We start from the raw sequence: 20,980 nt of genomic DNA on the forward strand, positions 1-20,980 counted from the left end.
GAAAACCAAGGAACGCGGGCGGGTGAGGGATGAGGCACCCCCGAGCGGTACAGCCAGTATGGGAGGAGTTTATATGACGGGACCGAGACATTCGACGGGTGGTCCGCTTGCACGTTCGGCCATGGCGTATGTGCTGGCCGGCGGCCGCGGAAGCCGATTGATGGAATTGACCGATCGCCGCGCCAAGCCGGCGGTCTATTTCGGCGGCAAGAGCCGCATCATCGATTTCGCCCTTTCGAATGCGATCAATTCCGGCATCCGCCGCATCGGCGTCGCAACCCAGTACAAGGCGCATTCGCTGATCCGGCATCTGAATCGCGGCTGGAACTTCCTGCGTCCTGAACGTAACGAGAGTTTCGACATTCTTCCTGCGAGCCAGCGCATTTCGGAAGACATGTGGTATCGCGGCACGGCCGACGCGGTTTATCAGAACCTTGACATCATCGACGGCACCGGCGTCGAATACATGGTCATTCTCGCCGGAGACCACATCTACAAGATGGACTATGAGCTGATGCTCCAGCAGCATGTGGAGCAGAAGGCCGATGTCACCATCGGCTGCCTCGAAGTGCCGCGCATGGAGGCGACCGGCTTCGGCGTCATGCATGTCGACGAGAAGGACCGCATAGTCGCCTTCGTCGAGAAGCCCAAGGATCCGCCCGGCATTCCCAGCCAGCCCGACATGGCACTCGCCTCGATGGGCATCTATGTCTTCTCGATGAAGTTCCTCAAGGAGGAACTGATCCGTGACGCCAACGACCCCAACTCCAGCCGCGATTTCGGCAAGGACATCATTCCCAACATCGTCAAGAACGGCAAGGCGATCGCCCATCGCTTCACGGCGAGCTGCGTGCGATCCGAGCACGAGAAGGAATCCTACTGGCGCGACGTCGGTACGGTCGACGCCTACTGGGAGGCGAACATCGACCTGACGGATGTGGTGCCGGCTCTCGATCTCTACGATCAGGAATGGCCGATCTGGACCTTCGCTGAGATCACGCCGCCCGCCAAATTCGTGCACGACACCGAGGGACGCCGCGGCGTCGCCGTCTCCTCTCTCGTTTCGGGCGGCTGCGTCGTGTCGGGTGCCACCGCCAAGCGGTCCTTGCTCTATACGGGCGTGCGCATCAACTCCTATTCCACTGTCGAGAATGCCGTGATCCTGCCCTATGTGGAGATAGGCCGCTCGGCCCGCCTGCGGAACGTGGTCATCGACCGCGGCGTGGAGATTCCCGAAGGCCTGGTGGTGGGCGAGGATCCCGTTCTCGACGCCCAGCGCTTCCGGCGGACCGACAAGGGTATCTGCCTCATTACCCAGCCCATGATCGACAAGCTGAAGCTCTGAGCCGAGGCAACCGGATCGGGAGTATGGTCGTTTCCGCCAGGAATGCTCCCACCTTCCCGATCCCCTGTCGAAATGCGGAAATTCCGATGATCAAAGTCCTCGCCGTCGCCTCAGAAATCCATCCGCTGATCAAGACCGGGGGGCTCGCCGACGTCGTCGGTGCGCTGCCCGGCGCCTTGAAGCGCTATGATGTCGAGGTGACGACGGTCATCCCCGGCTACCCGGCCGTGCTGGCCGCCAGCGACAAATGGGAGACTGTCGCCAAGCTGCCCAGCTTCTTTGGCGGGCGCACGACCGTGAAGCGCGGCACGGCGAAGGGGCTCGATCTTTTCGTCGTCGATGCGCCGCATCTGTTTAATAGGCCGGGCAATCCCTACACGGACAAGGATGGGCGCGACTGGCTCGACAATCCCCAGCGCTACGGCGCTCTGTCCAGCGCCGCCGCCGAGATCTGTCATGGGCTGGTGGCCGGTTACCGGCCTGATATCGTGCATGTCCACGACTGGCAGGCGGCCCTGACGTTGGCCTATCTCAATTATGCCGAGGCTCCCAGGCCGAAATCGGTGATCACCGTGCACAACCTCGCCTTCCAGGGGCAGTTTCCGCGCTCGATACTGGGCAGCCTCGCACTGCCGCAGCGCTCCTTCGCGGTGGACGGCATTGAATACTACGGCATGATCGGTTTCCTGAAGGCCGGGCTTCATTTTGCCGATCGCATCACGACCGTCTCGCCCCGCTATGCCGTGGAAATCCAGACGGCGGAAGCGGGTATGGGCCTGGAGGGCCTCCTGTCAGGCCGTGCGGACGTGCTGTCCGGCATCGTCAACGGCATTGACGATACGGAGTGGAATCCGACGACGGACACCAAGCTCGCCGTGAATTACGATGCCAAGTCGCTCGGCCGGCGAGCCGCCAATCGCGAGGCGCTGGAAAAGCGCTTCGGCCTGGACCACGACAACTCGCCCCTGTTCTGCCTTGTCAGCCGGCTCACCTGGCAGAAGGGCATCGACATCATGGCCGAGGCCGTGCCGCATCTGGTGGCCCATGGGGCAAGGCTCGCCCTGCTCGGCTCCGGCGACAAGGAGCTGGAGGGCATCTTCCGCCAGGCGACCTATCAGTATTCCGGCCGCGTGGGAGCCGTCTTCGGCTTCGACGAGGCGCTCTCTCATCTGATGTTCGGGGGCGCGGACATGACGCTGGTACCCTCGCGCTTCGAGCCCTGTGGTCTCACCCAGCTGTATGGCCTGCGCTATGGATGCACGCCCGTGGTGGCCCGCGTCGGCGGACTGTCCGACACGATCGTCGATGCAAACGATGCCGCGCTCACCCTGAAGGCCGCCACCGGCGTGCAGTTCCAGCCGATCAGCGGCGCCATGCTGCAGGATGCGATCTCCCGCGCCATAGCCCTCTACCGCGACAGAACGGTCTGGCAGTCGATGCAGAGACGTGGCATGGGGCTGGACCTGTCCTGGAACTCCCGCGCCAGTGCCTATGCAAGGCTCTACCAGGACTTGCTGGCCTAGGGCTCACTCGCGCTTCTTCCCTCTCCTCGACCAACCGGAACCCTGACATGATCCGTACCGTCCCCACCAAGCCCATCGATGGTCAGAAGCCCGGCACATCCGGTCTGCGCAAGAAAGTGCCGGTGTACCAGGAGCCCCACTTCGTCGAGAATTTCGTGCAGTCGATCTTCGACACGCTCGAGAGTTTTGCCGGCAAAACGCTCATCGTCGGCGGTGACGGCCGCTACTACAATCGCGAAGTGGTGCAGAAAATCCTCAAGATGGCCGCCGCCGCCGGGTTCGGCCGCATCAAGGTAGGGCAGGGCGGCCTGATGTCGACGCCGGCCGTCTCCGCCGTGATCCGCAAATATGGTGCCTTCGGCGGCATCGTGCTCTCCGCCTCGCACAATCCCGGCGGCCCGCACGGCGATTTCGGCATCAAGTACAATATCGGCAATGGCGGTCCTGCGCCGGAGAAGATCACCGACGCCATTTACGCGCACACCAAGACGATCAGCCAATTCAGGATCGCCGACGTGCCGGACGTCGATATCGATCAACTCGGAGAGCTGAAGATCCTCGACACGGTCGTAGAGGTCATAGATCCCGTCGCCGACTATGCCGAGTTGATGCAGAATCTCTTCGACTTCGACGCCCTGCGCGACCTGTTCAAGAGCGGCTTCGCCATGCGTTTCGACGCGATGTCCGCCATCACCGGTCCCTATGCCAAGCGCATCATCGAGGGACAGCTTGGCGCCGCGCACGGCACGGTGGTGAACGATACGCCGCTGCCCGATTTCGGCGGCCACCATCCGGATCCGAATCCCGTCAATGCCAAGGAACTCTATGACCTGATGATGGGGCCGGATGCCCCCGATTTCGGCGCCGCTTCCGACGGCGACGGCGACCGCAACCTGATCATCGGCCGGGGCATCTTCGTGACACCCTCCGACAGTCTCGCTATCCTCGCCGCGCATGCGGACCTTGCTCCCGGTTATGCCAAGGGCATCGCCGGCATCGCCCGCTCGATGCCGACCAGCCTTGCCGCCGACCAGGTCGCCAAGGCGATGGGCATCAAGATCTACGAGACGCCGACGGGATGGAAGTTCTTCGGCAACCTGCTCGATGCGGGCCTCGCCACCATTTGCGGGGAGGAGAGCGCCGGAACGGGCTCCAACCATATCCGCGAGAAAGACGGCCTTTGGGCCGTGCTGCTCTGGCTGACCCTGCTGGCCAAGCGGCGCCAGCCCGTCATCGACATCGTGCGAGAGCATTGGGTGAAATATGGCCGTAACTACTATTCGCGCCACGACTATGAGGCTGTGCCCACCGAAGCGGCGAATGCGGTGATGGAGGCGATCCGCTCGCAGATCTCCAGCCTGCCCGGGCAGACTTTCGGCAAGCTCAAGGTCCATTCGGCCGATGATTTCTCCTACCATGATCCCGTCGACGGTTCGGACTCCAAGAACCAGGGACTGCGCATCATGTTCGAGGGCGGCTCCCGCGCGGTGTTCCGCCTCTCCGGCACGGGGACGGAGGGGGCCACGCTGCGCGTCTACCTGGAACGCTACGAACCAGATAGCGCCCATCAGGGCATCGAGACTCAGACGGCGCTGGCCGATGTCATCGCCGTGGCGCGCAAGGTCAGCGGCATCGCCGACAAGACGGGCATGGCCGAACCGACGGTCGTGACCTGAGGCAGATCGGAGAGAAGCCCGACCGACCCTTGGCATTGCTGGGCCTGTCCCGGCAATCGGGGGATGCGCGAAGATCGCAGAGCCTGCGTTCGGATGCCCGGGAGACGCCCGGGCACGACGAATATTGAGCCTGTCTTTACGCTGTTGCGACTTTTGGCCTGAGTTCCGAGGACGCGGCTGCGATCGTGCGCGCGCACGTCTTGCCAGGTTCGGCGCCTTACTTCTATCGTAGGTTTCATACCCCTCTTGAGGGCATGTCATGCCTGCGCTGGCCTCCTTCCGCCGCTTCCTGCGATCGGTCTCGGTCCCGGCTTTCCTTGCCGCCTGCATTTCCAGCGGCGTCGCTGCTGCGCCCGCGGCCGAACAGGCCCAGGATGCCTGTGCCACGCGCGACTGGCACTGCCTCCTGAAGAAGGCGGCGGAGGATGTGCGCAAGGACAAGCAGGAAAGTGGCGGCAGCCATGGCCGCTATCTCGTCGACATCGTCAAGGGTTATCCCGAGGCCGAGCGAGTGGAGGTCGCGCAGCAGTTTCTCGCTTCCGCCGGCCGGGACGATGATTTGCAGACGAGGATCGAGAATTTCCTGGTGCCGGCGCGGCTTCGCCAGAAGCCGGATGTGGAGGCGCTGAAGAAGGCCCTGGCAACCGGCATCTCGCCTGAGCCGGATTTCGCGCTCACCGAATACGCCCGGCTGGCGTTTCAGGGCCTGATCGCGCGCAACGACAGGGACACCATCCTCAAGCTCTGGCGCGAGGAGGGCAAGCAGCTCTGGCGCAATGCGCCGCAGGCGGAACTCGCCATCGACGCCTGGCTCGCCGAGACGGCGCCCGACATCCTGCGGGACAGCATCAGGACAAGAGGGCTGGCGGAGGGCGGCTGGGCGGCGATTTCCGGTGTGGCGGAACGCCTCTGCCGCCAGGGTGCGCGAGACAAGGGCGACAGCCTGCTGGCGCTTCTGGAAGAGGAGCGCACGGCCTGGAACACCAATAGGAGCCATGACGCGACCAATCTCGCGAGTTCTGTGATGGCGGTTGCGTCCTGCGACGGCTTCGCGGCGGCGGAAAAGCGGCTCGATGCCGCCGAGAGCCAGATGCAGGGCGACGTCGCCGCCATCCGGACGCATATCGCCGACAAGGACGATGCGCAGGCTACCGTCGACCTCCTGCAACAGGCGGTCGCCGAAACCGGTGTGCGGCCGCTGATCCGAGCCTATCTCGATGCCGGCCGCACGGACGACGCCGAGCGGATATTCGCCCGTCTACCGGCGCAGGATAGCTCGGACAGCGTCACTCTCGGTTCGGATGGCTCACCGGGGGACCCCGATGCCCAGAACGGCGAAGGTGGTTGGCAGGCAGAGTACAGGAGTTGGGCCGAGGCGCGTTCCCTGAGCAGCGATGCCCGGCTGGTCCTTGCCGATGTCGATCGGTGGGAGAAGGAGGACGACGATAATGTCGGCGTCGACGCCATGTCCCAGATGTTGCGAACGGCGGAGGCTCTTCCGGGGTACAAGGAGGCCAAGCGCCCCTTCGTGGTCAGGCTGAAAGCCCTTGGCGAGCGTATTGCCGCCCTGCCAGGAGCGGAGGGGTTGCCGCGGGAACTGACGGAGGTGATGCTCGCGGATGCCGAGTTGCAGATCGCCGGCTGCATGCCGGGCGACGCGCAGTTTCTGGCCTGGGAGCAGGCATTCGCCAAGGCCGCCGACTTGCAAGCGAGAGTCGAGGGGCGAGTGGCCGTCGCCAGGCTTCTGCGCCATGTCGAGAACGGCGCCGCCAAGACGGCGCACGATCCGGCCTACGGCGCCTGCGTGATCGCGCGGGAGTAGCCGGGAACCGCGATCCTATCCTCTCGGAGCGCTCACCCGCGGCTGGTCGAGGACCACCGGTTCCACCTTGCCGGCCGAGATGCGCCTAGCCGTCTTGTCGCCGGGCAGGTTGCGGGCCAGGGCGTAGGTACGCTCCATCAAGCGCAACGCCGCGGCCTTTCGATCGGTGACGTCGGCGAAGTCCTTGCCGTCGATGGGATCGCCGATGGCGATCGGCAGTACCGTGCCGATGCGGTCGCGCACTTCCTTGAAGATCAGCGACAGGCGAAGCGTCTGGTTCAGGTGGCTCGCGATCTGGAAGAGGCGGCTGTTCTGGCCGCCGAAGAAGATCGGCACGACCACGGCGCCCGAGCGCTGGATCAACTGGATGGTGAAGGGCTGCCAGGGCGCATCCATCGCTGGGCGACGCCCAAGCTTGTCGGGCGAGGTGGAGACGCCGCCCGCGGGGAAGACGATGACGCAGCCACCCGCGTCCAGCCGGCGCCGGGCCTCGGCGCGCGTGCGCAAATTCGTCTTCATCGCCTCCTCGGTTTCCGAGAAGTCGACGGGGAGCAGATGCTTGTGCGTTTCGGGTGCACGCAGCAACAAGGCGTGGGTGAGAATGACGTAGTCCTGGCGCACCAGGCCGATCAGCCAGGCTATGGTGACGCCGTCCAGCACGCCGTAGGGGTGGTTCGCCACGATGACGCAGGGGCCCGTCGGCGGGATCTTGGCGAGTTGCGAATAGTCGAACTGGACGTCGAGCTTGAGCTTGCGCACGGCAGCGGCGAAGAACGTCTCGCCTTCGACGGGATTGCGTTGGTTCTCGAGGTAGAGCTTCTTCAGCCTGGGCTGACCTGTCACCTTCTCGATGACCTTGATCAGGGCCTGTTTCGGTTTGGAAAAGGTCGGATCCGCATAGGTGAACTGGACCTCGTTGCCCTTTGCGCCATGCCCTGTCTTGCCAGCCATGTGTTGCCTTCAGCTGCCGGTTTTCCCTTGGCGGGATATCACTATATCGCGGCATCGGTAGCGAAGCACGTGCCACAACCTGTAGATTGGCAATTCCTTGTGGGCGCGCCTGATATTTGTCAAACGCAGAGCATCTGGTCTTTGCCTTTTGACCGTTCAGAGTGTCAGGAAAGTACGACGGTAATTCGACAATCGAGGCATGGACGGCATGGCAAATGTTTCAACGGCAGATCCCGGCGCAGCTTTACCCCTTGGAGCAAGCTGGACTGCACAGGGTGTCAACTTTGCCGTCTATTCAGCCGATGCGGAACATGTCGAGGTCTGCCTTTTCGATCCGGACGGCAGCGAAACCGCTCGTTTCGTCCTGTCGGGGCGGGAGGGCGCGGTGCACCATGGCGTCATTCCGGGGCTTGGCGCAGGACAGCTCTACGGCTTGCGTGCATATGGCTCGTGGGCGCCAGAGCAGGGACTGCGCTTCAATCCCGCCCGCCTGCTGATCGATCCCTATGCCACGCGACTCGTCCTGCCGGCCGGCCTGACCTCGGCCCTGCCGGTGAAGGGGGCGGGCGGCGTGGACGATCTCGTCCTCGAGGGAACCGATACGGCGCCCATCATGCCCAAGGCGGTGCTGGAGCGGCCGCCGGCGGATACCGGAAGGCCGTCCAGGCCCAAGCCGGAAACGAGGATCGTCTACGAACTTCATGTGAAGGGCTTCAGCCAGAAGCACCCTGAGATCCCGGCGGAGCTGCGGGGCACCTTCGCGGCATTGGCGCATCCGGCCGCCATCAGCCACTTCCAGGCGCTTGGCGTGACCACCCTGGAGATCATGCCGCTGGCCGCCTGGATCGATGAGCGCCATCTCGAGCCGCTCGGCCTCAGCAATTACTGGGGCTACAATCCTGCCTGTTTCCTGGCTCCGGACCCGCGGCTCGCGCCGGGTGGCATGGCCGAAATTGCACGGACCATCGACACGCTGCATGAAACGGGCCTGGAGGTCATCCTCGACGTCGTCTACAACCACACCTCCGAAAGCGATGAACGAGGCGGCACCCATTCGTTGCGCGGTCTCGACAACCGCACCTACTATCGCCTTGCGGGCAATCCCCGTTTCTACGCCAACGACACGGGCTGCGGAAATACGCTGGCGCTCGATCGCGAGCCTGCCATGGGCCTTGCGCTCGACGCCTTGCGCCACTGGGCCGGCGTGGGCGGCTTCGACGGTTTCCGCTTCGATCTCGCCCCGGTTCTCGGTCGCACGCAGCAGGGCTTCGATGCCAGGGCGCCTCTCTTCGCGGCGATCGCCACCGATCCGCTGCTGAGCGGCAGGCTGATGGTCGCCGAACCGTGGGACGTCGGTCCCGGCGGCTACCAGCTTGGTCATTTTCCCGCGGGGTGGGGCGAGTGGAACGACCGCTATCGTGACGATATCAGGCGCTTCTGGCGCGGAGACGGTGGCATCGGCGCGCTGGCAACACGGCTCGCCGGTTCTTCGGATTTGTTCGATGCGGGCACGCGTCATCCGACCGACAGCGTCAACTTCATCGCCGCGCATGACGGTTTCACGCTCGACGACACGGTGAGTTTCGCGACGAAGCACAACGAGGCCAACGGCGAGGACAACCGCGACGGGCATTCGGGCGAGATCAGCTGGAACAATGGGGCGGAGGGACCGAGCACGGCTCCCGAGATCGTGGCGCTGCGCCGCTCCTACGTGCGGGCCATGCTGACGACGCTGCTGCTCTCGCGCGGCACACCGATGATCGGCATGGGCGACGAGCTCGGCCGGAGCCAGCGCGGCAACAACAATGCCTATGCGCAGGACAACGACACGACCTGGATCGATTGGGACGACGCCGACCAATCGCTGATCGCCTTCGTCGGCGGGCTCACGCGGCTGCGCAAGTCGCTGCCGGTGGTAGCCGCCGCGAGCTTCCTGACCGGCCGGACCGGTCCTGCGGGAAGGCCCGACGTGATCTGGCTTGGGGCCAGCGGCCAGCCGTTGCAGGGTGCCGAATGGAGCAATCCCGCGCGGCGTACGCTGGGCATGCTGTTGAGTGGAGCGGACGGCGGCGAAGTGCTGATCTGGTTCCATGCCGGCAATGAGCCCTTCTATGCCCGGCTTCCCGACCTGCCGCCACGCAGGATCTGGCGTCTGGCGCATGCCAGCGACGAATATCAGGCATTGGCGCTGCCGACCTTGTATGGCGCCTTCGACATCATGGAACTCGCGCCCCGATCCGTCGGGGTCTTCATCGCCGAGCCGGGACAGGCGCCCCGCCGCGATGGGGATGCACCGCCAGAAATGCTGGATCTGCTCGCGACCGCCGCCGGAATTGCCCCGGAATGGTGGGAGGTCTCGGGCAAGCACACTCTTGTCTCGGCGGATACGAAGCGAACGCTGCTTGCGGCCATGGGTCTTCCGCACCACACGCTGGCGCAGGCCCGCGAGAGTCTCGACCGGCTTCGCCTGCTGGCCCCCACGGCTGGCATGGCGGTGGCCGGAAAATGCTATCAGCCGTCCGTCCTTGCCGATGGCGGCCAGCGTTTCGGCCTTTCGGCGCAGCTCTATACCCTGCGGCGCCAGGGCGATCAGGGCGTCGGTGATTTCCGTACGCTCGAACAGCTCGGCAGGGCTGCTGCGGCGAAGGGCGCGAGCCTTCTGGCTCTCAATCCGTTCCATGCCATGTTCCCGTCGGACCGGGAGCGGGCGAGCCCCTACCAGCCCTCGGACCGCCGTTTTCTCGATCCGGCCATGATAGCCCTGGATGCCGTGCCGGAGATCGCCGATCCCGGCCGTTTCACGCTGCCCGAGGGACGCCTGATCGACTGGCCGGCCGTGTGGCGGCTCAAGCGTTCCGCCCTGGCGGAGGCCTTCGCGACGCTTGCATCGAGGCCGGCGCGCGTGGCCGCCTTCGAGGCCTTCAAGACGGCCGGAGGTGAAGCGCTGGCCCGTTTTGCCTTGTTCCAGGCCTTGGAGGAGCAGGCAGGTTCGGCGGCGATCATGCCGCTGGAAGAGGCGGTCGATCTCGGCGGCGAGGTCCACAAGGCCGCCGACTTCGCCTGCTACCTGCAGTTCCTCGCCGAAGAGCAGCTTGCGGCCGCCAGCCGGAACGGACTCGCCATCGGCTTCTGCCGCGATCTTGCGGTCGGCGCCGCGGCGGATGGCGCGGAAGTCTGGACTTCGCCCGAGTCCTTCCTGAAAGGCGTCTCGGTCGGCGCGCCGCCCGACCCCTTCTCGGCGGACGGGCAGATCTGGCACATCCCCCCGCTCGATCCCGTGGCCCTGCAGAACAGCAGCTTCAGCCACTATCGCGATTTGCTGGCGGCGAACATGCGCCACGCCGGTGCGTTGAGGATCGACCACGTGATGGGACTGACGCGGCTTTTCGTCATCCCCGACGGTGCGCCTGCAAAGGAAGGCGCCTATCTGCGCTATCCGATCGAGGCGATGCTGAAAGTGCTGGCGGAAGAAAGCGCGCGTGCCGATTGCCTCGTCGTGGGCGAGGATCTCGGCACCGTCCCGGAAGGGTTCCGCGAGCGTCTCGCCGAAGCCGATCTCTACTCCTACCGTGTGTTGTTCTTCGAGCGCGACGGGGAGGTGTTCCGCCAGCCAGATGTCTATCCCGCACAATCGCTCGCCTGCGTTGCCACGCATGATCTCGCGACCCTGCGCGGCTGGTGGAGCGGCGCCGATATCGAGCTCAACCGCTCGCTCGGCCGCACGGTCAGCGAGGAGGCTGAGGAGGAGCGCGACCGGGACAAGGCCGCTCTGCTGGAGGCAGTCGGCGAGGAGGGAGCGAAGGTGCTGACGCCTGGACTCGTCGGCGCCATCCATGGCTTCCTTGCCTCCGCTCCTTCCGGGCTCGTGGTGGCGCAGGTCGAGGATCTTGCGGGCGAGACCGACCCCGTCAACCTGCCCGGTACGAACCGCGAATATCCGAACTGGCGCCGCCGGCTCGATCTCGACGTCGAGGCCATTCTGGAGACCGAGGCTGCAGACGCCGTGTTCGCGGCGATGAAGAAACAGGGGCGGTCGAATGGGTAGCGGGTTGGCGTCCGCCGGCCTGCGAAAGCGGCGAGTGCTCTATCTGGTGCTGCTAGCTATTCAGACCGCCTGCGCGACGATCCTCGTCCTGGAACTCATGCCGTTCTTCTGGCGTCTCGTCGACGAACTCGGCGAAGTGCAGGACATCTCCGCTCCGCGGCAGGCCCTGGCCTTCACCTGCGTGGCGATCTTCCAGGCCTGCTACTGGTGGCGGCTTGCAAATCTCGGTGTGCCGTTCGCCACCAGGAGCCAGGTGATTTCCCATCTGTTCCTGTTCGTCGGCCGGCTGAGCTTCCTGTTCGCCGCCACCCTGGCCTCGCTCATCTTCTTCCGCCATGTGCCGCTCCTGGCACCATCGAACCTGACGTCAGCCAGCGTGCTCCGGATGGTCCTCTTCTTCGCCGTGCTGTTCTCGTGGTTCTGCTTTTCGCTGGAACTTGAACGGCTCGGAAAACGCCCCGCCCGCACATAGGGCGCGCGAACATCCGACACCAGTTGAGCAGAGAGCCGGAATGACCGTCGTGCGATCGATCGGGATATAGAATGCGCTATCCGCGCTTGCGAAGCCCGTCGACGAAGACATCCACGAGGCGCAGGGCCGTCGGCTGCCATTCGCTGGTGCCCTGCGAGTAGAAGATGCCGACGAGGGTGCGCAGAAGGTCGTCCGCCGTTATGTCGGAGCGAATCTCGCCCGCGGCGATCGCACGTTCGAGAAGCAGGCCGATCGCGGTCGTCAGCCGCTCGTAGGAATAGGCCTTCAGTTCCGAAGAGCCGTGGGCGGCGGGTTGGAGTGCTTCCATCATCCCCTTCTTGGCGGCGACCAGGCGCACATTGGCGTGCAGCCATTTCCGCAGCGCCTCCGTTGGGCTGCCATCCCCGACGAGTTGCCCGGCGAGGTCTCCGAGATGGTCGACCTCATGACGATAGACCGCCTCGAACAACGCCTCGCGCGTCGGAAAATGCCGATAGAGCGTGCCGATTCCGACCCCCGCCCGTTTTGCGACGGCCTCCAGGGTCGCCAGCGGCCCGCCGGCGCTGAAGACATGCGTCGCGGCCTCGAGGAGGAGTTCGCGGTTGCGGATCGAATCGGCGCGCAGCTTGCGCTGTGGTTTGGGGGTCGCGGAATCCATTCTTTTTCCGACGGCGTTGATTGCCTCTTGATAAACGGAGGATGCCTCCGTATAAATAGTGATGCAGCGGGGCAACGCAATCAGCGACGCCATGCCGATGAGATCCGATGACCTTTCGTCGGTCTGCCCGCCAGCCTTCCTCGCCGCCGCCTCGCGGTGTCACTCATACATCACAAATACTGAATGGAGTACCCACCCCATGTCACTCTCCATCAGCCTCACCGTCAATGGGCTCCCGCGCACGGTCGAGCTCGACGATCCGCGCGTGATGCTGCTCGACCTGTTGCGCGAGCGCCTCGATCTCCCCGGCAGCAAGAAGGGGTGCGATCGGGGGCAATGCGGCGCCTGCACAGTCCTCGTGGACGGCCGGCGCATCAATTCCTGCCTTGCACTGGCGGCCAGCCTCGATGGTTCCGAGATCACGACCATCGAGGGGCTGGCGGAAGGCGATGAACTCCATCCGGTCCAGCAGGCCTTCATCGCCCATGACGCCTTCCAGTGCGGCTACTGCACTCCCGGCCAGATCATGAGTGCCGTGGGCCTCATCCTGGAGGGCCACGCGGGAGACGATCCGGAGCGGATCCGCGAACTCATGAGCGGCAATATCTGCCGCTGCGGCGCCTACCAGGGCATCACCGAAGCTGTGCTCGAAGCACAGAAGATCCTTGCAGAACGCAACCGGAGGAACGCGGCATGAACCGTTTCGACTATATTCGCCCCTCCAGCATTCCGGAGGCCGTGGCTTCGGCGGCCGAGCCAGGTTCCGCCTATCTGGCCGGCGGCACGAACCTGCTCGACCTGATGAAGGTGGGCGTTGCACGCCCAGAGCGGGTCATAGACATTTCGCGGCTGCCCGGCCTCGACAGGGTCGAGTGGCTCGCCGACGGCAGTGTTCGCGTGGGTTCGCTCGTGCGAAATGCCGATCTCGCTTATGACGCCCGCTTCGCGCGGACTTTTCCGGCCATTGCCGAAGCGCTGCTTTCCGGGGCATCGGCGCAGCTGCGCAACGCGGCAACCGTGGGCGGCAACCTGCTGCAGCAGACGCGCTGCCCTTATTTCCATGACCGCGCCGGTGCCTGCAACCGCCGCTCTCCCGGCTCGGGCTGCGATGCGCGCGAAGGCGAGAACCGGCTCCACGCCGTGCTCGGCTGGAGTGAGCACTGCATCGCCACCCATCCGTCCGACTTCTGCGTGCCGCTGGTGGCGCTCGACGCCGTGGCCGAAGTCCAGGGGCCGAGCGGTGCCCGCGAAATCGCCGTCTCGGCCTTGCACAGGCTGCCCGGCACGTCTCCGGAACGGGAGACGGAACTGGAGGCGGGCGAACTCATCGTGGCGCTCCGGATTCCCGCACAGGCGGCCGTCTTTGCGCGCCATGCTCGTTATCTCAAGCTGCGCGAGCGGACATCCTACGCCTTCGCGGTGGTTTCGGCCGTGGCGGCCCTGGATATCGAGGGGGGCGTGGTCCGCGAGGCGCGCCTCGCGCTCGGCGGTGTCGCCCCCAAGCCGTGGCGAGCCTACGAGGCGGAGGCTTCCCTGATGGGGGTGCGGCCATCGACACGGGCTTTCGCGAACGCCGCCGTGCTGGCGCTGGCCCAGGCACGGCCGTCGGGCGACAATGCCTTCAAGATCGAACTGGCGCGCGGCATTCTCGCACGCGCGCTCAATCTGGCGCTGGAAGGCACCCCTACGGTCATGCCAGCGCTGCCAGCCTCGCTTTTCTCGACAAACACCGGAGCGAATCATGCCGCATGAGAGCGCTACCCTGTCCGTGCCCCACCGCCGGCATGGCTCCAACGCGGGCCAGCCCCTGACGCGCCGCGACGGCAGACTCAAGGTAACGGGCCGGGCGACCTTCGCCGCCGACAACCACCCCGAGGGCATGCTCTATGCCGTCTCGGCCGTGAGCACCATCGCGCGCGGGCGGGTCACCCATCTCGACATCGAGGTTGCCAAGGGCCATCCCGGGGTCGTGGAAATCATGACGCCGGCCAACAGGCCGCCGCTGTCGCATGACCCGGATGTGAAAATGGCGCCCTTCGGCTTCCGCGTGGAGGTGCTGCAGGACGACACCGTTCGCTATGTCAACCAGCCGATTGCGTTGGTGATCGCCGAAACGCTGGAGGCTGCAACCGAGGGTGCCTTGCTGCTCAATCCCCGCTATGCGGTCGAGGAGGCTCGCACGACGCTCGAGAACGGCCAGCACTATGAGCTCAGCGCCGTCGGCATCGGTTCCCCCGCAAGAACCGCCCATGGCGATCTCGACGCCGGATTCCAGGCTGCCAGCATCGTCACCGAGGCCGAATACGTCACCCCGCCGCAGTATCACAATGCCATGGAGCCGCACGCCGTGGTAGCCCAGTGGGATGGCGACCACCTGACCCTCGACATGCCCAATCAGGCGATGGCGCTGAGTTGCATTTCCTACGGGGCCTATTTCGGCATTCCTGCCGAGAACGTGCTCATTCGTTCGCCCTTCCTCGGTGGCGGCTTCGGCTCCAAGGCGATCCTCAACGGGCCGCAACTCCTGGGAATTCTGGCGGCTCGCATGCTGAAGCGACCTGTCAAGCTGGTGCTGACGCGGGCACAGATGTACGGCCCCGTCGGGCACCGCGGCAAGACCTGGCAGACCTTGCGTCTCGGCATGGACGGGGAGGGACACCTCACCGCGCTTCATCATCACGCCCTCTGCGCCACTTCCAGCTTCGACGATTTCATCGAGCCGGCGGCAAACGCCTCGCTGCCTCTCTATGCAAGCCCGGCCATTCTTGCCGAGCACACGGGTCTGCGGCTCGATATCGGCACGCCTGGACCGATGCGCGCGCCCGGCGAGGCCTCCGGATCGGCTGCACTCGAGATCGCGATGGACGAGGCGGCAGACGCCTGCGGCATGGATCCGCTCGATTTCAGGCTCGCCAACTACGCCGAGACCGAGCCCGGCAGCGGCAAGCCCTTCTCCTCCAAGGCGCTCCGCGAATGCTATGCGGAAGGGGCCAAGCGCTTCGGCTGGTCCGGGCGTCCGCTCCGGCCACGGCAGATGCGCGACGAGAATGGCCTTCTCGTCGGCTGGGGCATGGGTACGGCGGTCTTCCATTGTCCGCATTTTCCGGCCGAGGCGCGCGCGACCTTGCGGGACGACGGCACCGCACTCGTCGAGACGTCGGGCGCCGACATGGGGCAAGGGGCCTGGACTGCTCTCGCCCAGATCGCCGCCGAGACGCTCGGCCTCGATCCCGATCAGGTCGAGTTTCATTCCGGCGTCTCAAGCCTGCCCGATGGCGGTATAGCCGGTGGCTCCGGCCACACTGCCAGCGCCGGCCTGGCGCTGAACAATGCCGGCGAGGACGCCATCGCCCGGCTGGCCGAACTGGCGACCGCCGATCCACAGTCGCCGCTGTTCGGCGCCGGCAATATCGGCGTGGTCGCCCGTGGCGGGCGGCTGCATCGCCGCGACGATGAAGGCCAGGGTGAAAGCTATGCCGATATCCTCAGGCGCGCCGGCCGCGCCGAGGTCGTCGGCACGGCAAGGGCCATGAGGGACCCAGCCGTCGGCTCGGCGCATGCGCTTTATTCGCATGGCGCGGTCTTCGCGGAGGTGAAGGTCGATCCCGATCTCGGCCAGGTTCGCGCCACCCGTCTGGTCGGCGCCTTCGCGGCCGGGCGCATCATCAATCCCCGTCTGGTGCGCAGCCAGTATTTCGGCGGCATGATCTGGGGGATCTCCTTTGCCCTGCACGAGGAGGCGATCACCGACCACAGGACGGGGCGGATCATGAACGCCGACCTCGCCGAGTACCACGTGCCCGTCAACGCGGACGTACCCGCGCTGGATGCGATCCTGATTCCGGAGGACGACCCCTACATCAATCCGCTCGGCGTGAAGGGTGTTGGCGAGATCGGGATCACGGGAACTGTCGGCGCGATCGCAAATGCCATCTGGCACGCCACCGGCAAGCGCGTCCGCCGGTTCCCGATCCGTATCGAGGATCTCCTGGCACCGGCCGAGGAATGAACGAAGAGTAGGGGAAACGCTACCTTCCAGGACTGCCCGGGCTTGTCCCGGGCAGTCCTCGTTCCACACCCGCCGGCGCTGAGGGAGGATCGCAGCTTAGAGGCACTCTTCACAGGCAAGAGGAGCCATGCGGTTGCAATTGCCGTGCATTGAACGAGTATGACGGCTTTGTGTCGCAGGACTCGTTCATGAGCCTCTATGCCCTCAAGCCGAGATTCCAGGCCCTGTTGCGCCCGCAGGCGACGCGGCTCGCCGCGGCTGGCCGTACGGCCAACCAGGTCACGCTGGCCGCGGCCGCAGGGTCGCTTCTCGTCGGCCTCGGCGTCGCCGCGCTGTCGGATCTGCGCATCCTCTTTCTCCTGCTGCCGGCCTGGCTGTTCATTCGTATGGCGCTGAACGCGATCGACGGGATGCTCGCGCGCGAATTCGGCCAGAAGAGCCTGCTCGGGGCCTATCTCAACGAGATCGCCGACGTCGTCTCCGATGCGGCACTGATTCTGCCCTTCGCCACCCTTCCGGTCTTTGGAGCGTTCTGGACCGGTGCCGTGATCATGCTGGCCGTCATCGCCGAATTCGCCGGCGTGATGGGGCCGATGGTGGGGGCCTCGCGCCGCTATGACGGTCCTCTCGGCAAGAGCGACCGGGCCTTCATATTCGGAGCGCTGGGACTGTGGATTGGCCTCGGCCTGCCGCTGCCGGCCTGGCTGTTCTGGCTCATGCCGCTCGCCGTGCTTTTCCTCACACTGACCATCGCCAATCGCGTGCATAAGGGCCTGCGCGAAGCGCGAGAGCACCAGGACGTCTTGTGACCCGATTTCACGCCGGGAATCGCAAAGACGCTTCGAAATGCGCCTTGAAGGAGACGTAATGCGTTCCGTTCGGACAGACCACTTCACCACGCACGATGGCGAGGCGCTTTTCTATCGACACTGGCCTGCCGTGAGCGGCCATCGCAAGGGCGCGGTGGTGTTGTTCCATCGGGGCCACGAGCACTCCGGGCGCATGGCGCATATTCCGGACGAACTCGACATGCCCGACTACGATTTCTTCGCCTGGGACGCACGCGGCCATGGCGAGTCCCCTGGCAGTCGGGGCGACGCGCCAAGCTTTGCCGCCCTGGTGCGCGATGTACAGAGTTTCATCGACCACATTGGCCATGTGCACGGCATCGAGCCCGCCGATATCGCCGTGGTGGCCCAGAGCGTGGGTGCGGTAGTCGCCGCGACCTGGGTGCACGATTATGCGCCGAAGATCAGGGCACTTGTCGTGGCGTCGCCGGCCTTCAAGGTGAAGCTCTATGTGCCCTTCGCCCGGCCCGGCCTGCGGTTCATGCAGGCCGTCCAGGGCAATTTCTTCGTGCAGTCCTATGTGAAGTCGACCTTCCTGACGCACGACAAGGCGCGCCAGCGGTCCTTCGACGAGGACAAGCTGATCACGCGCGCGATTTCGGTGCGCATCCTGCTCGGTCTCTACGAAGCGGCGAAGCGCGTCGTCGAGGATGCCCGCGCCATCGTCGTGCCGACGCAGCTGCTTGTCTCGGGCTCGGATTGGGTGGTGCACCATGGACCGCAGCACCGTTTCTACGTCAATCTGGGCTCGGCCATCAAGGAACGCCGCATCCTGCCGGGCTTCTATCACGATACGCTGGGGGAGAAGGACCGAGCGCTGGCCATCGGCCATATCCGCCGCTTCCTCACCGAGCGTTTCGCCGCTCCGCTCGAACGCCCGGATCTCCTGGACGCCGATCGCACGGGGGCCACGCGCGACGAGGCGGACCGTCTCGCATCCCCGCTGCCCCTGTCCTCGCCCCGGGGGCTCTACTGGGCCGGAACGAGGCTGGGCCTCAAGGCAGCGGGGTTGATCTCCGACGGCATAAGGCTGGGCCACAGGACGGGCTTCGATTCCGGGTCGACGTTAGACTATGTCTACCGCAATACCCCCTCGGGACGTTCGGCCCTGGGGCGTCTGGCCGACGGGAACTATCTCGATGCGATCGGCTGGCGCGGCATCCGCCAGCGCAAGATCCACGTCGAGGAACTCCTCCGCGCGGCCATTGCCCGTCTGGGGGAAGAGGGCAGGCAGATCGACATCGTCGATATTGCCGCAGGCCACGGCCGCTATGTGCTCGAGGCACTGGAGGCGGAAGGCGTGGCGCGGCCCAACTCCATTCTCCTGCGCGACTACAGCGACATCAATGTCGAAGCCGGCAACAGGCTGATTGCCGAAAAAGGCCTCGCGGACATCGCCCGCTTCGTGAAGGGCGACGCCTTCGATGCCGCCAGCCTCGCCGGTATCGAGCCCGCACCGACGCTGGGTCTGGTCTCCGGCCTCTACGAGCTCTTTGCGGACAACGACCTGGTCAAATGGTCGCTTGGCGGCCTTGCTGCCGCAATCCGGCCCGGCGGCTACCTCATCTACACCGGACAGCCCTGGCACCCCCAGCTCGAATTCATCGCCCGGGCCCTGACCAGCCATCGCCAAGGCCAGGCCTGGGTCATGCGCCGCCGCACACAGGCCGAAATGGACCAACTCGTTGAAAATGCTGGTTTCGAAAAGCTGGAGCAGCGCATCGACGAATGGGGCATCTTCACCGTGTCGCTCGCCCGCCGCAGGGTCGTTTCGTGACCGTCGCCGTTCCCCCCACGCCGCCGCAGGACCTGCCTTCTCGCCGGCCGTGGCTGCGCGCGCTCATCTGGCTCGCGGGCCTCGGCGTGTTCTTCTACACCAGCTATCCGCTCGCCAACTATCTGGCCGACCGTCGCGCCTCCGTGCCCTCCGTCGTTTTCGGCTGGGAGCAGGGCATGCCGTTTCTGCCCTGGACGATCATCCCCTACTGGTCGATCAATCTCTTCTATGCCGCCTCGCTGTTCTTCTGCACCACGAAGGCAGAGCTCGATACGCTCGGCCGGCGGCTGCTGACGGCGCAACTCATCGCCGTCGCCTGCTTCATCCTGTTTCCGCTGCGCTTCAGCTTCGCTAGGCCGGAAATCGGTGACGGCCTGCCTCGCCTCCTGTTCGATGCGTTGCTGAGCTTCGACAAGCCGTACAACCAGGCGCCATCGCTGCATATCGCACTGCTCGTGATCCTGTGGACCCACTATCACCGCCACGTACCGGTCTGGGCGCGTGGAGCGCTGAGTGTCTGGTGTGTGCTGATAGGGGCCTCCGTGCTCACGACTTATCAGCATCACTTCCTCGACATTCCCACCGGCGCCCTGCTGGGTCTGTTCTGCCTCTGGCTCTGGCCGGATGTCGAGAGACCGGAGGGTCAGCGTGCTGGGGATCCCTCAGCGGTTGCCGGCCATCGGGAGGAAGTGACCGAGAACCACAGGTCCTCGCTTCGTGCCGGATCCACGAAGCGCCTGAAGCTAGCGGGCCTCTATGCCCTCGGCGCGGTTTTGCTGGCGCTGTCCGGTATCGCCCTTGGAGGCTGGTATCTGTGGCTGTGCTATCCGGCAGCTTCGCTGGCGCTGGTGGCGGCGGCATACCGTTGGCGGGGCGCCGTCGGTTTTCACAAGCGGCCGGACGGCAGCATGCCGCTCGCGGAGAGACTGCTGTTCGCCCCCTATCAGCTTGGTGCCTTCCTCAATTCCCGCTGGTGGACGCGCTCGGCGCCGCGGCCGGTCGAGATCGGCCATGGCCTGTTCCTCGGCCGCATTCCCTCCCGCTTCGATCGCCCGGCCGAAGCGTTCGACGTGATCATCGACCTCTGCGCCGAATTGCCGGCCTGGCGGGGGAGGGGCGTTGTCCGAGCCTTTCCGCTGCTCGACCTCGTCGCTCCGTCGCCCGCCGCTCTCAGGGATGTCGCCAAATCGATTGAAGCCGCTCGCGGTGAAGGTAGAGTGCTCGCGTGCTGCGCTCTCGGCTATTCGCGCAGCGCCGCCGCCGTCGCAACCTGGCTGCTGTACAGCGGGCGCGCGAGGACGGTGGAGGAAGCAGTTGCAATCATACGCGCCGTCCGGCCCGGCATCGTTCTCGGTCCGGATGCGCGCGCCGCCATAGCGGCGGCGGGGAAGGCGGGGCAGATCGATGGCTGAGGCGCAAGAGAATCCGGCAGTCATCGCGGCAATCGCCGCTTCCTATCTCCGCCAGGGCAAACTGCTCGACAAGATCTCGCGAGGCCTGACGATCGTCGGCTGCGTGACCGTGATCGTGGGGGCCTTTGCCTCTGCCCCCCTGCTGGTAACCGGTGTGGCCGCTCTTTCGGTATTGTTTGGTATGCTGCAGGTCTATTTCGCGCTGCGAGCCGGATTCGATGCCGAGATCTTCGGGCATCTCGCGACCGGTTCCTTCAGCGCCACGACCTTCGACGGTTCCATGAAGATCCTCAGGCTGATCGACGCGGAGCGCACGCCGCGTCCCATGTCGGACAGGGCACGGGGCGCGATGGTCCTCGTACGTCGCCAGGCCACCGTCGTCGGGCTGCAGGTCCTGTCAATCCTGACGCTTCCCGTGCTCGGTATCCTTCTGTGACCTCCT

General features: G+C 65.3%; 15 protein-coding genes. 13 read left to right on the forward strand and 2 right to left on the reverse strand.

Going from position 1 to position 20,980, the window contains the following annotated elements; translation table 11 throughout:
* Positions 1–73 precede the first annotated feature (73 nt).
* The 4 genes from glgC (at position 74) to AC6H34_RS18430 (ending at position 6,366) form a co-directional block, all read left to right on the forward strand.
* Complete coding sequence (glgC, locus tag AC6H34_RS18415) at positions 74–1,345, forward strand: glucose-1-phosphate adenylyltransferase (RefSeq protein WP_448148469.1); 1,272 nt, start codon at positions 74–76, stop codon at positions 1,343–1,345.
* 86 nt (positions 1,346–1,431) lie between these two features.
* On the forward strand, positions 1,432–2,868 hold the full coding sequence (gene glgA, locus AC6H34_RS18420) for a glycogen synthase GlgA (RefSeq protein ID WP_497539675.1): 1,437 nt from the start codon (positions 1,432–1,434) through the stop codon (positions 2,866–2,868).
* Positions 2,869–2,915: 47 nt separating this feature from the next.
* On the forward strand, positions 2,916–4,544 hold the full coding sequence (locus AC6H34_RS18425; protein WP_497539676.1) for an alpha-D-glucose phosphate-specific phosphoglucomutase: 1,629 nt from the start codon (positions 2,916–2,918) through the stop codon (positions 4,542–4,544).
* A gap of 259 nt (positions 4,545–4,803) precedes the next feature.
* Positions 4,804–6,366, forward strand: coding sequence for a hypothetical protein (locus AC6H34_RS18430; RefSeq protein WP_497539677.1), 1,563 nt, complete (start codon positions 4,804–4,806; stop codon positions 6,364–6,366).
* Positions 6,367–6,381: 15 nt separating this feature from the next.
* On the opposite strand, the gene AC6H34_RS18435 is transcribed toward AC6H34_RS18430, so the two are convergent.
* Positions 6,382–7,317: a lysophospholipid acyltransferase family protein gene (locus tag AC6H34_RS18435; protein WP_448148465.1), complete on the reverse strand. Its 936-nt coding sequence runs from the start codon at positions 7,315–7,317 to the stop codon at positions 6,382–6,384.
* 208 nt (positions 7,318–7,525) lie between these two features.
* Here AC6H34_RS18435 and glgX point away from each other — a divergent pair, with 208 nt between their 5' ends.
* The gene (gene glgX / locus AC6H34_RS18440) at positions 7,526–11,362 is read left to right on the forward strand and encodes a glycogen debranching protein GlgX (RefSeq protein WP_497539678.1); all 3,837 of its coding nucleotides are present in this window, start codon (positions 7,526–7,528) and stop codon (positions 11,360–11,362) included.
* A complete protein-coding gene (locus AC6H34_RS18445; RefSeq protein ID WP_448148463.1) occupies positions 11,355–11,834 on the forward strand; it encodes a hypothetical protein in 480 nt (159 codons plus the stop codon). Before glgX ends, AC6H34_RS18445 begins: the two co-directional genes overlap by 8 nt.
* Positions 11,835–11,910: 76 nt before the next feature.
* Here the strand turns inward: AC6H34_RS18445 and AC6H34_RS18450 are convergent, their stop codons facing one another.
* Positions 11,911–12,492: a TetR/AcrR family transcriptional regulator gene (locus AC6H34_RS18450; RefSeq protein ID WP_497539679.1), complete on the reverse strand. Its 582-nt coding sequence runs from the start codon at positions 12,490–12,492 to the stop codon at positions 11,911–11,913.
* 199 nt (positions 12,493–12,691) lie between these two features.
* Between AC6H34_RS18450 and AC6H34_RS18455 the strand changes: the two genes are divergently transcribed.
* From AC6H34_RS18455 to AC6H34_RS18485, 7 genes are all read left to right on the forward strand, one after another.
* Positions 12,692–13,189 (forward strand): (2Fe-2S)-binding protein, encoded by a 498-nt coding sequence (locus AC6H34_RS18455; RefSeq protein WP_448148462.1) that lies wholly within the window; start codon positions 12,692–12,694, stop codon positions 13,187–13,189.
* Entirely contained in the window at positions 13,186–14,244 is a 1,059-nt protein-coding gene (locus AC6H34_RS18460; RefSeq protein WP_448148461.1) for an FAD binding domain-containing protein, read from the forward strand. The genes AC6H34_RS18455 and AC6H34_RS18460 overlap by 4 nt, the downstream gene beginning before the upstream one ends.
* Positions 14,234–16,501, forward strand: coding sequence for a xanthine dehydrogenase family protein molybdopterin-binding subunit (locus AC6H34_RS18465; RefSeq protein WP_497539680.1), 2,268 nt, complete (start codon positions 14,234–14,236; stop codon positions 16,499–16,501). The genes AC6H34_RS18460 and AC6H34_RS18465 overlap by 11 nt, the downstream gene beginning before the upstream one ends.
* Before the next feature lie 188 nt (positions 16,502–16,689).
* Entirely contained in the window at positions 16,690–17,310 is a 621-nt protein-coding gene (locus tag AC6H34_RS18470) for a CDP-alcohol phosphatidyltransferase family protein (RefSeq protein ID WP_497539681.1), read from the forward strand.
* Positions 17,311–17,368: 58 nt separating this feature from the next.
* Positions 17,369–19,126 (forward strand): bifunctional alpha/beta hydrolase/class I SAM-dependent methyltransferase, encoded by a 1,758-nt coding sequence (locus tag AC6H34_RS18475; protein ID WP_497539682.1) that lies wholly within the window; start codon positions 17,369–17,371, stop codon positions 19,124–19,126.
* On the forward strand, positions 19,123–20,538 hold the full coding sequence (locus AC6H34_RS18480) for a phosphatase PAP2/dual specificity phosphatase family protein (protein ID WP_497539683.1): 1,416 nt from the start codon (positions 19,123–19,125) through the stop codon (positions 20,536–20,538). The genes AC6H34_RS18475 and AC6H34_RS18480 overlap by 4 nt, the downstream gene beginning before the upstream one ends.
* Entirely contained in the window at positions 20,531–20,974 is a 444-nt protein-coding gene (locus tag AC6H34_RS18485; RefSeq protein WP_448148456.1) for a hypothetical protein, read from the forward strand. Before AC6H34_RS18480 ends, AC6H34_RS18485 begins: the two co-directional genes overlap by 8 nt.
* The last annotated feature ends 6 nt before the right edge of the window (positions 20,975–20,980 follow it).

This window comes from Labrys sp. ALF-8 (genome assembly GCF_059699065.1).

What these genes read in the sequence shown, in the direction of transcription:
- glgC (WP_448148469.1), top strand. Translation starts at nt 74, where the DNA reads ATGACGGGACCGAGACATTCGACGGGTGGTCCGCTTGCACGTTCGGCC.
- glgA (WP_497539675.1), top strand. Translation starts at nt 1,432, where the DNA reads ATGATCAAAGTCCTCGCCGTCGCCTCAGAAATCCATCCGCTGATCAAG.
- AC6H34_RS18425 (WP_497539676.1), top strand. Translation starts at nt 2,916, where the DNA reads ATGATCCGTACCGTCCCCACCAAGCCCATCGATGGTCAGAAGCCCGGC.
- AC6H34_RS18430 (WP_497539677.1), top strand. Translation starts at nt 4,804, where the DNA reads ATGCCTGCGCTGGCCTCCTTCCGCCGCTTCCTGCGATCGGTCTCGGTC.
- AC6H34_RS18435 (WP_448148465.1), bottom strand. Translation starts at nt 7,317, where the DNA reads ATGGCTGGCAAGACAGGGCATGGCGCAAAGGGCAACGAGGTCCAGTTC.
- glgX (WP_497539678.1), top strand. Translation starts at nt 7,526, where the DNA reads ATGGCAAATGTTTCAACGGCAGATCCCGGCGCAGCTTTACCCCTTGGA.
- AC6H34_RS18445 (WP_448148463.1), top strand. Translation starts at nt 11,355, where the DNA reads ATGGGTAGCGGGTTGGCGTCCGCCGGCCTGCGAAAGCGGCGAGTGCTC.
- AC6H34_RS18450 (WP_497539679.1), bottom strand. Translation starts at nt 12,492, where the DNA reads ATGGATTCCGCGACCCCCAAACCACAGCGCAAGCTGCGCGCCGATTCG.
- AC6H34_RS18455 (WP_448148462.1), top strand. Translation starts at nt 12,692, where the DNA reads ATGTCACTCTCCATCAGCCTCACCGTCAATGGGCTCCCGCGCACGGTC.
- AC6H34_RS18460 (WP_448148461.1), top strand. Translation starts at nt 13,186, where the DNA reads ATGAACCGTTTCGACTATATTCGCCCCTCCAGCATTCCGGAGGCCGTG.
- AC6H34_RS18465 (WP_497539680.1), top strand. Translation starts at nt 14,234, where the DNA reads ATGCCGCATGAGAGCGCTACCCTGTCCGTGCCCCACCGCCGGCATGGC.
- AC6H34_RS18470 (WP_497539681.1), top strand. Translation starts at nt 16,690, where the DNA reads ATGAGCCTCTATGCCCTCAAGCCGAGATTCCAGGCCCTGTTGCGCCCG.
- AC6H34_RS18475 (WP_497539682.1), top strand. Translation starts at nt 17,369, where the DNA reads ATGCGTTCCGTTCGGACAGACCACTTCACCACGCACGATGGCGAGGCG.
- AC6H34_RS18485 (WP_448148456.1), top strand. Translation starts at nt 20,531, where the DNA reads ATGGCTGAGGCGCAAGAGAATCCGGCAGTCATCGCGGCAATCGCCGCT.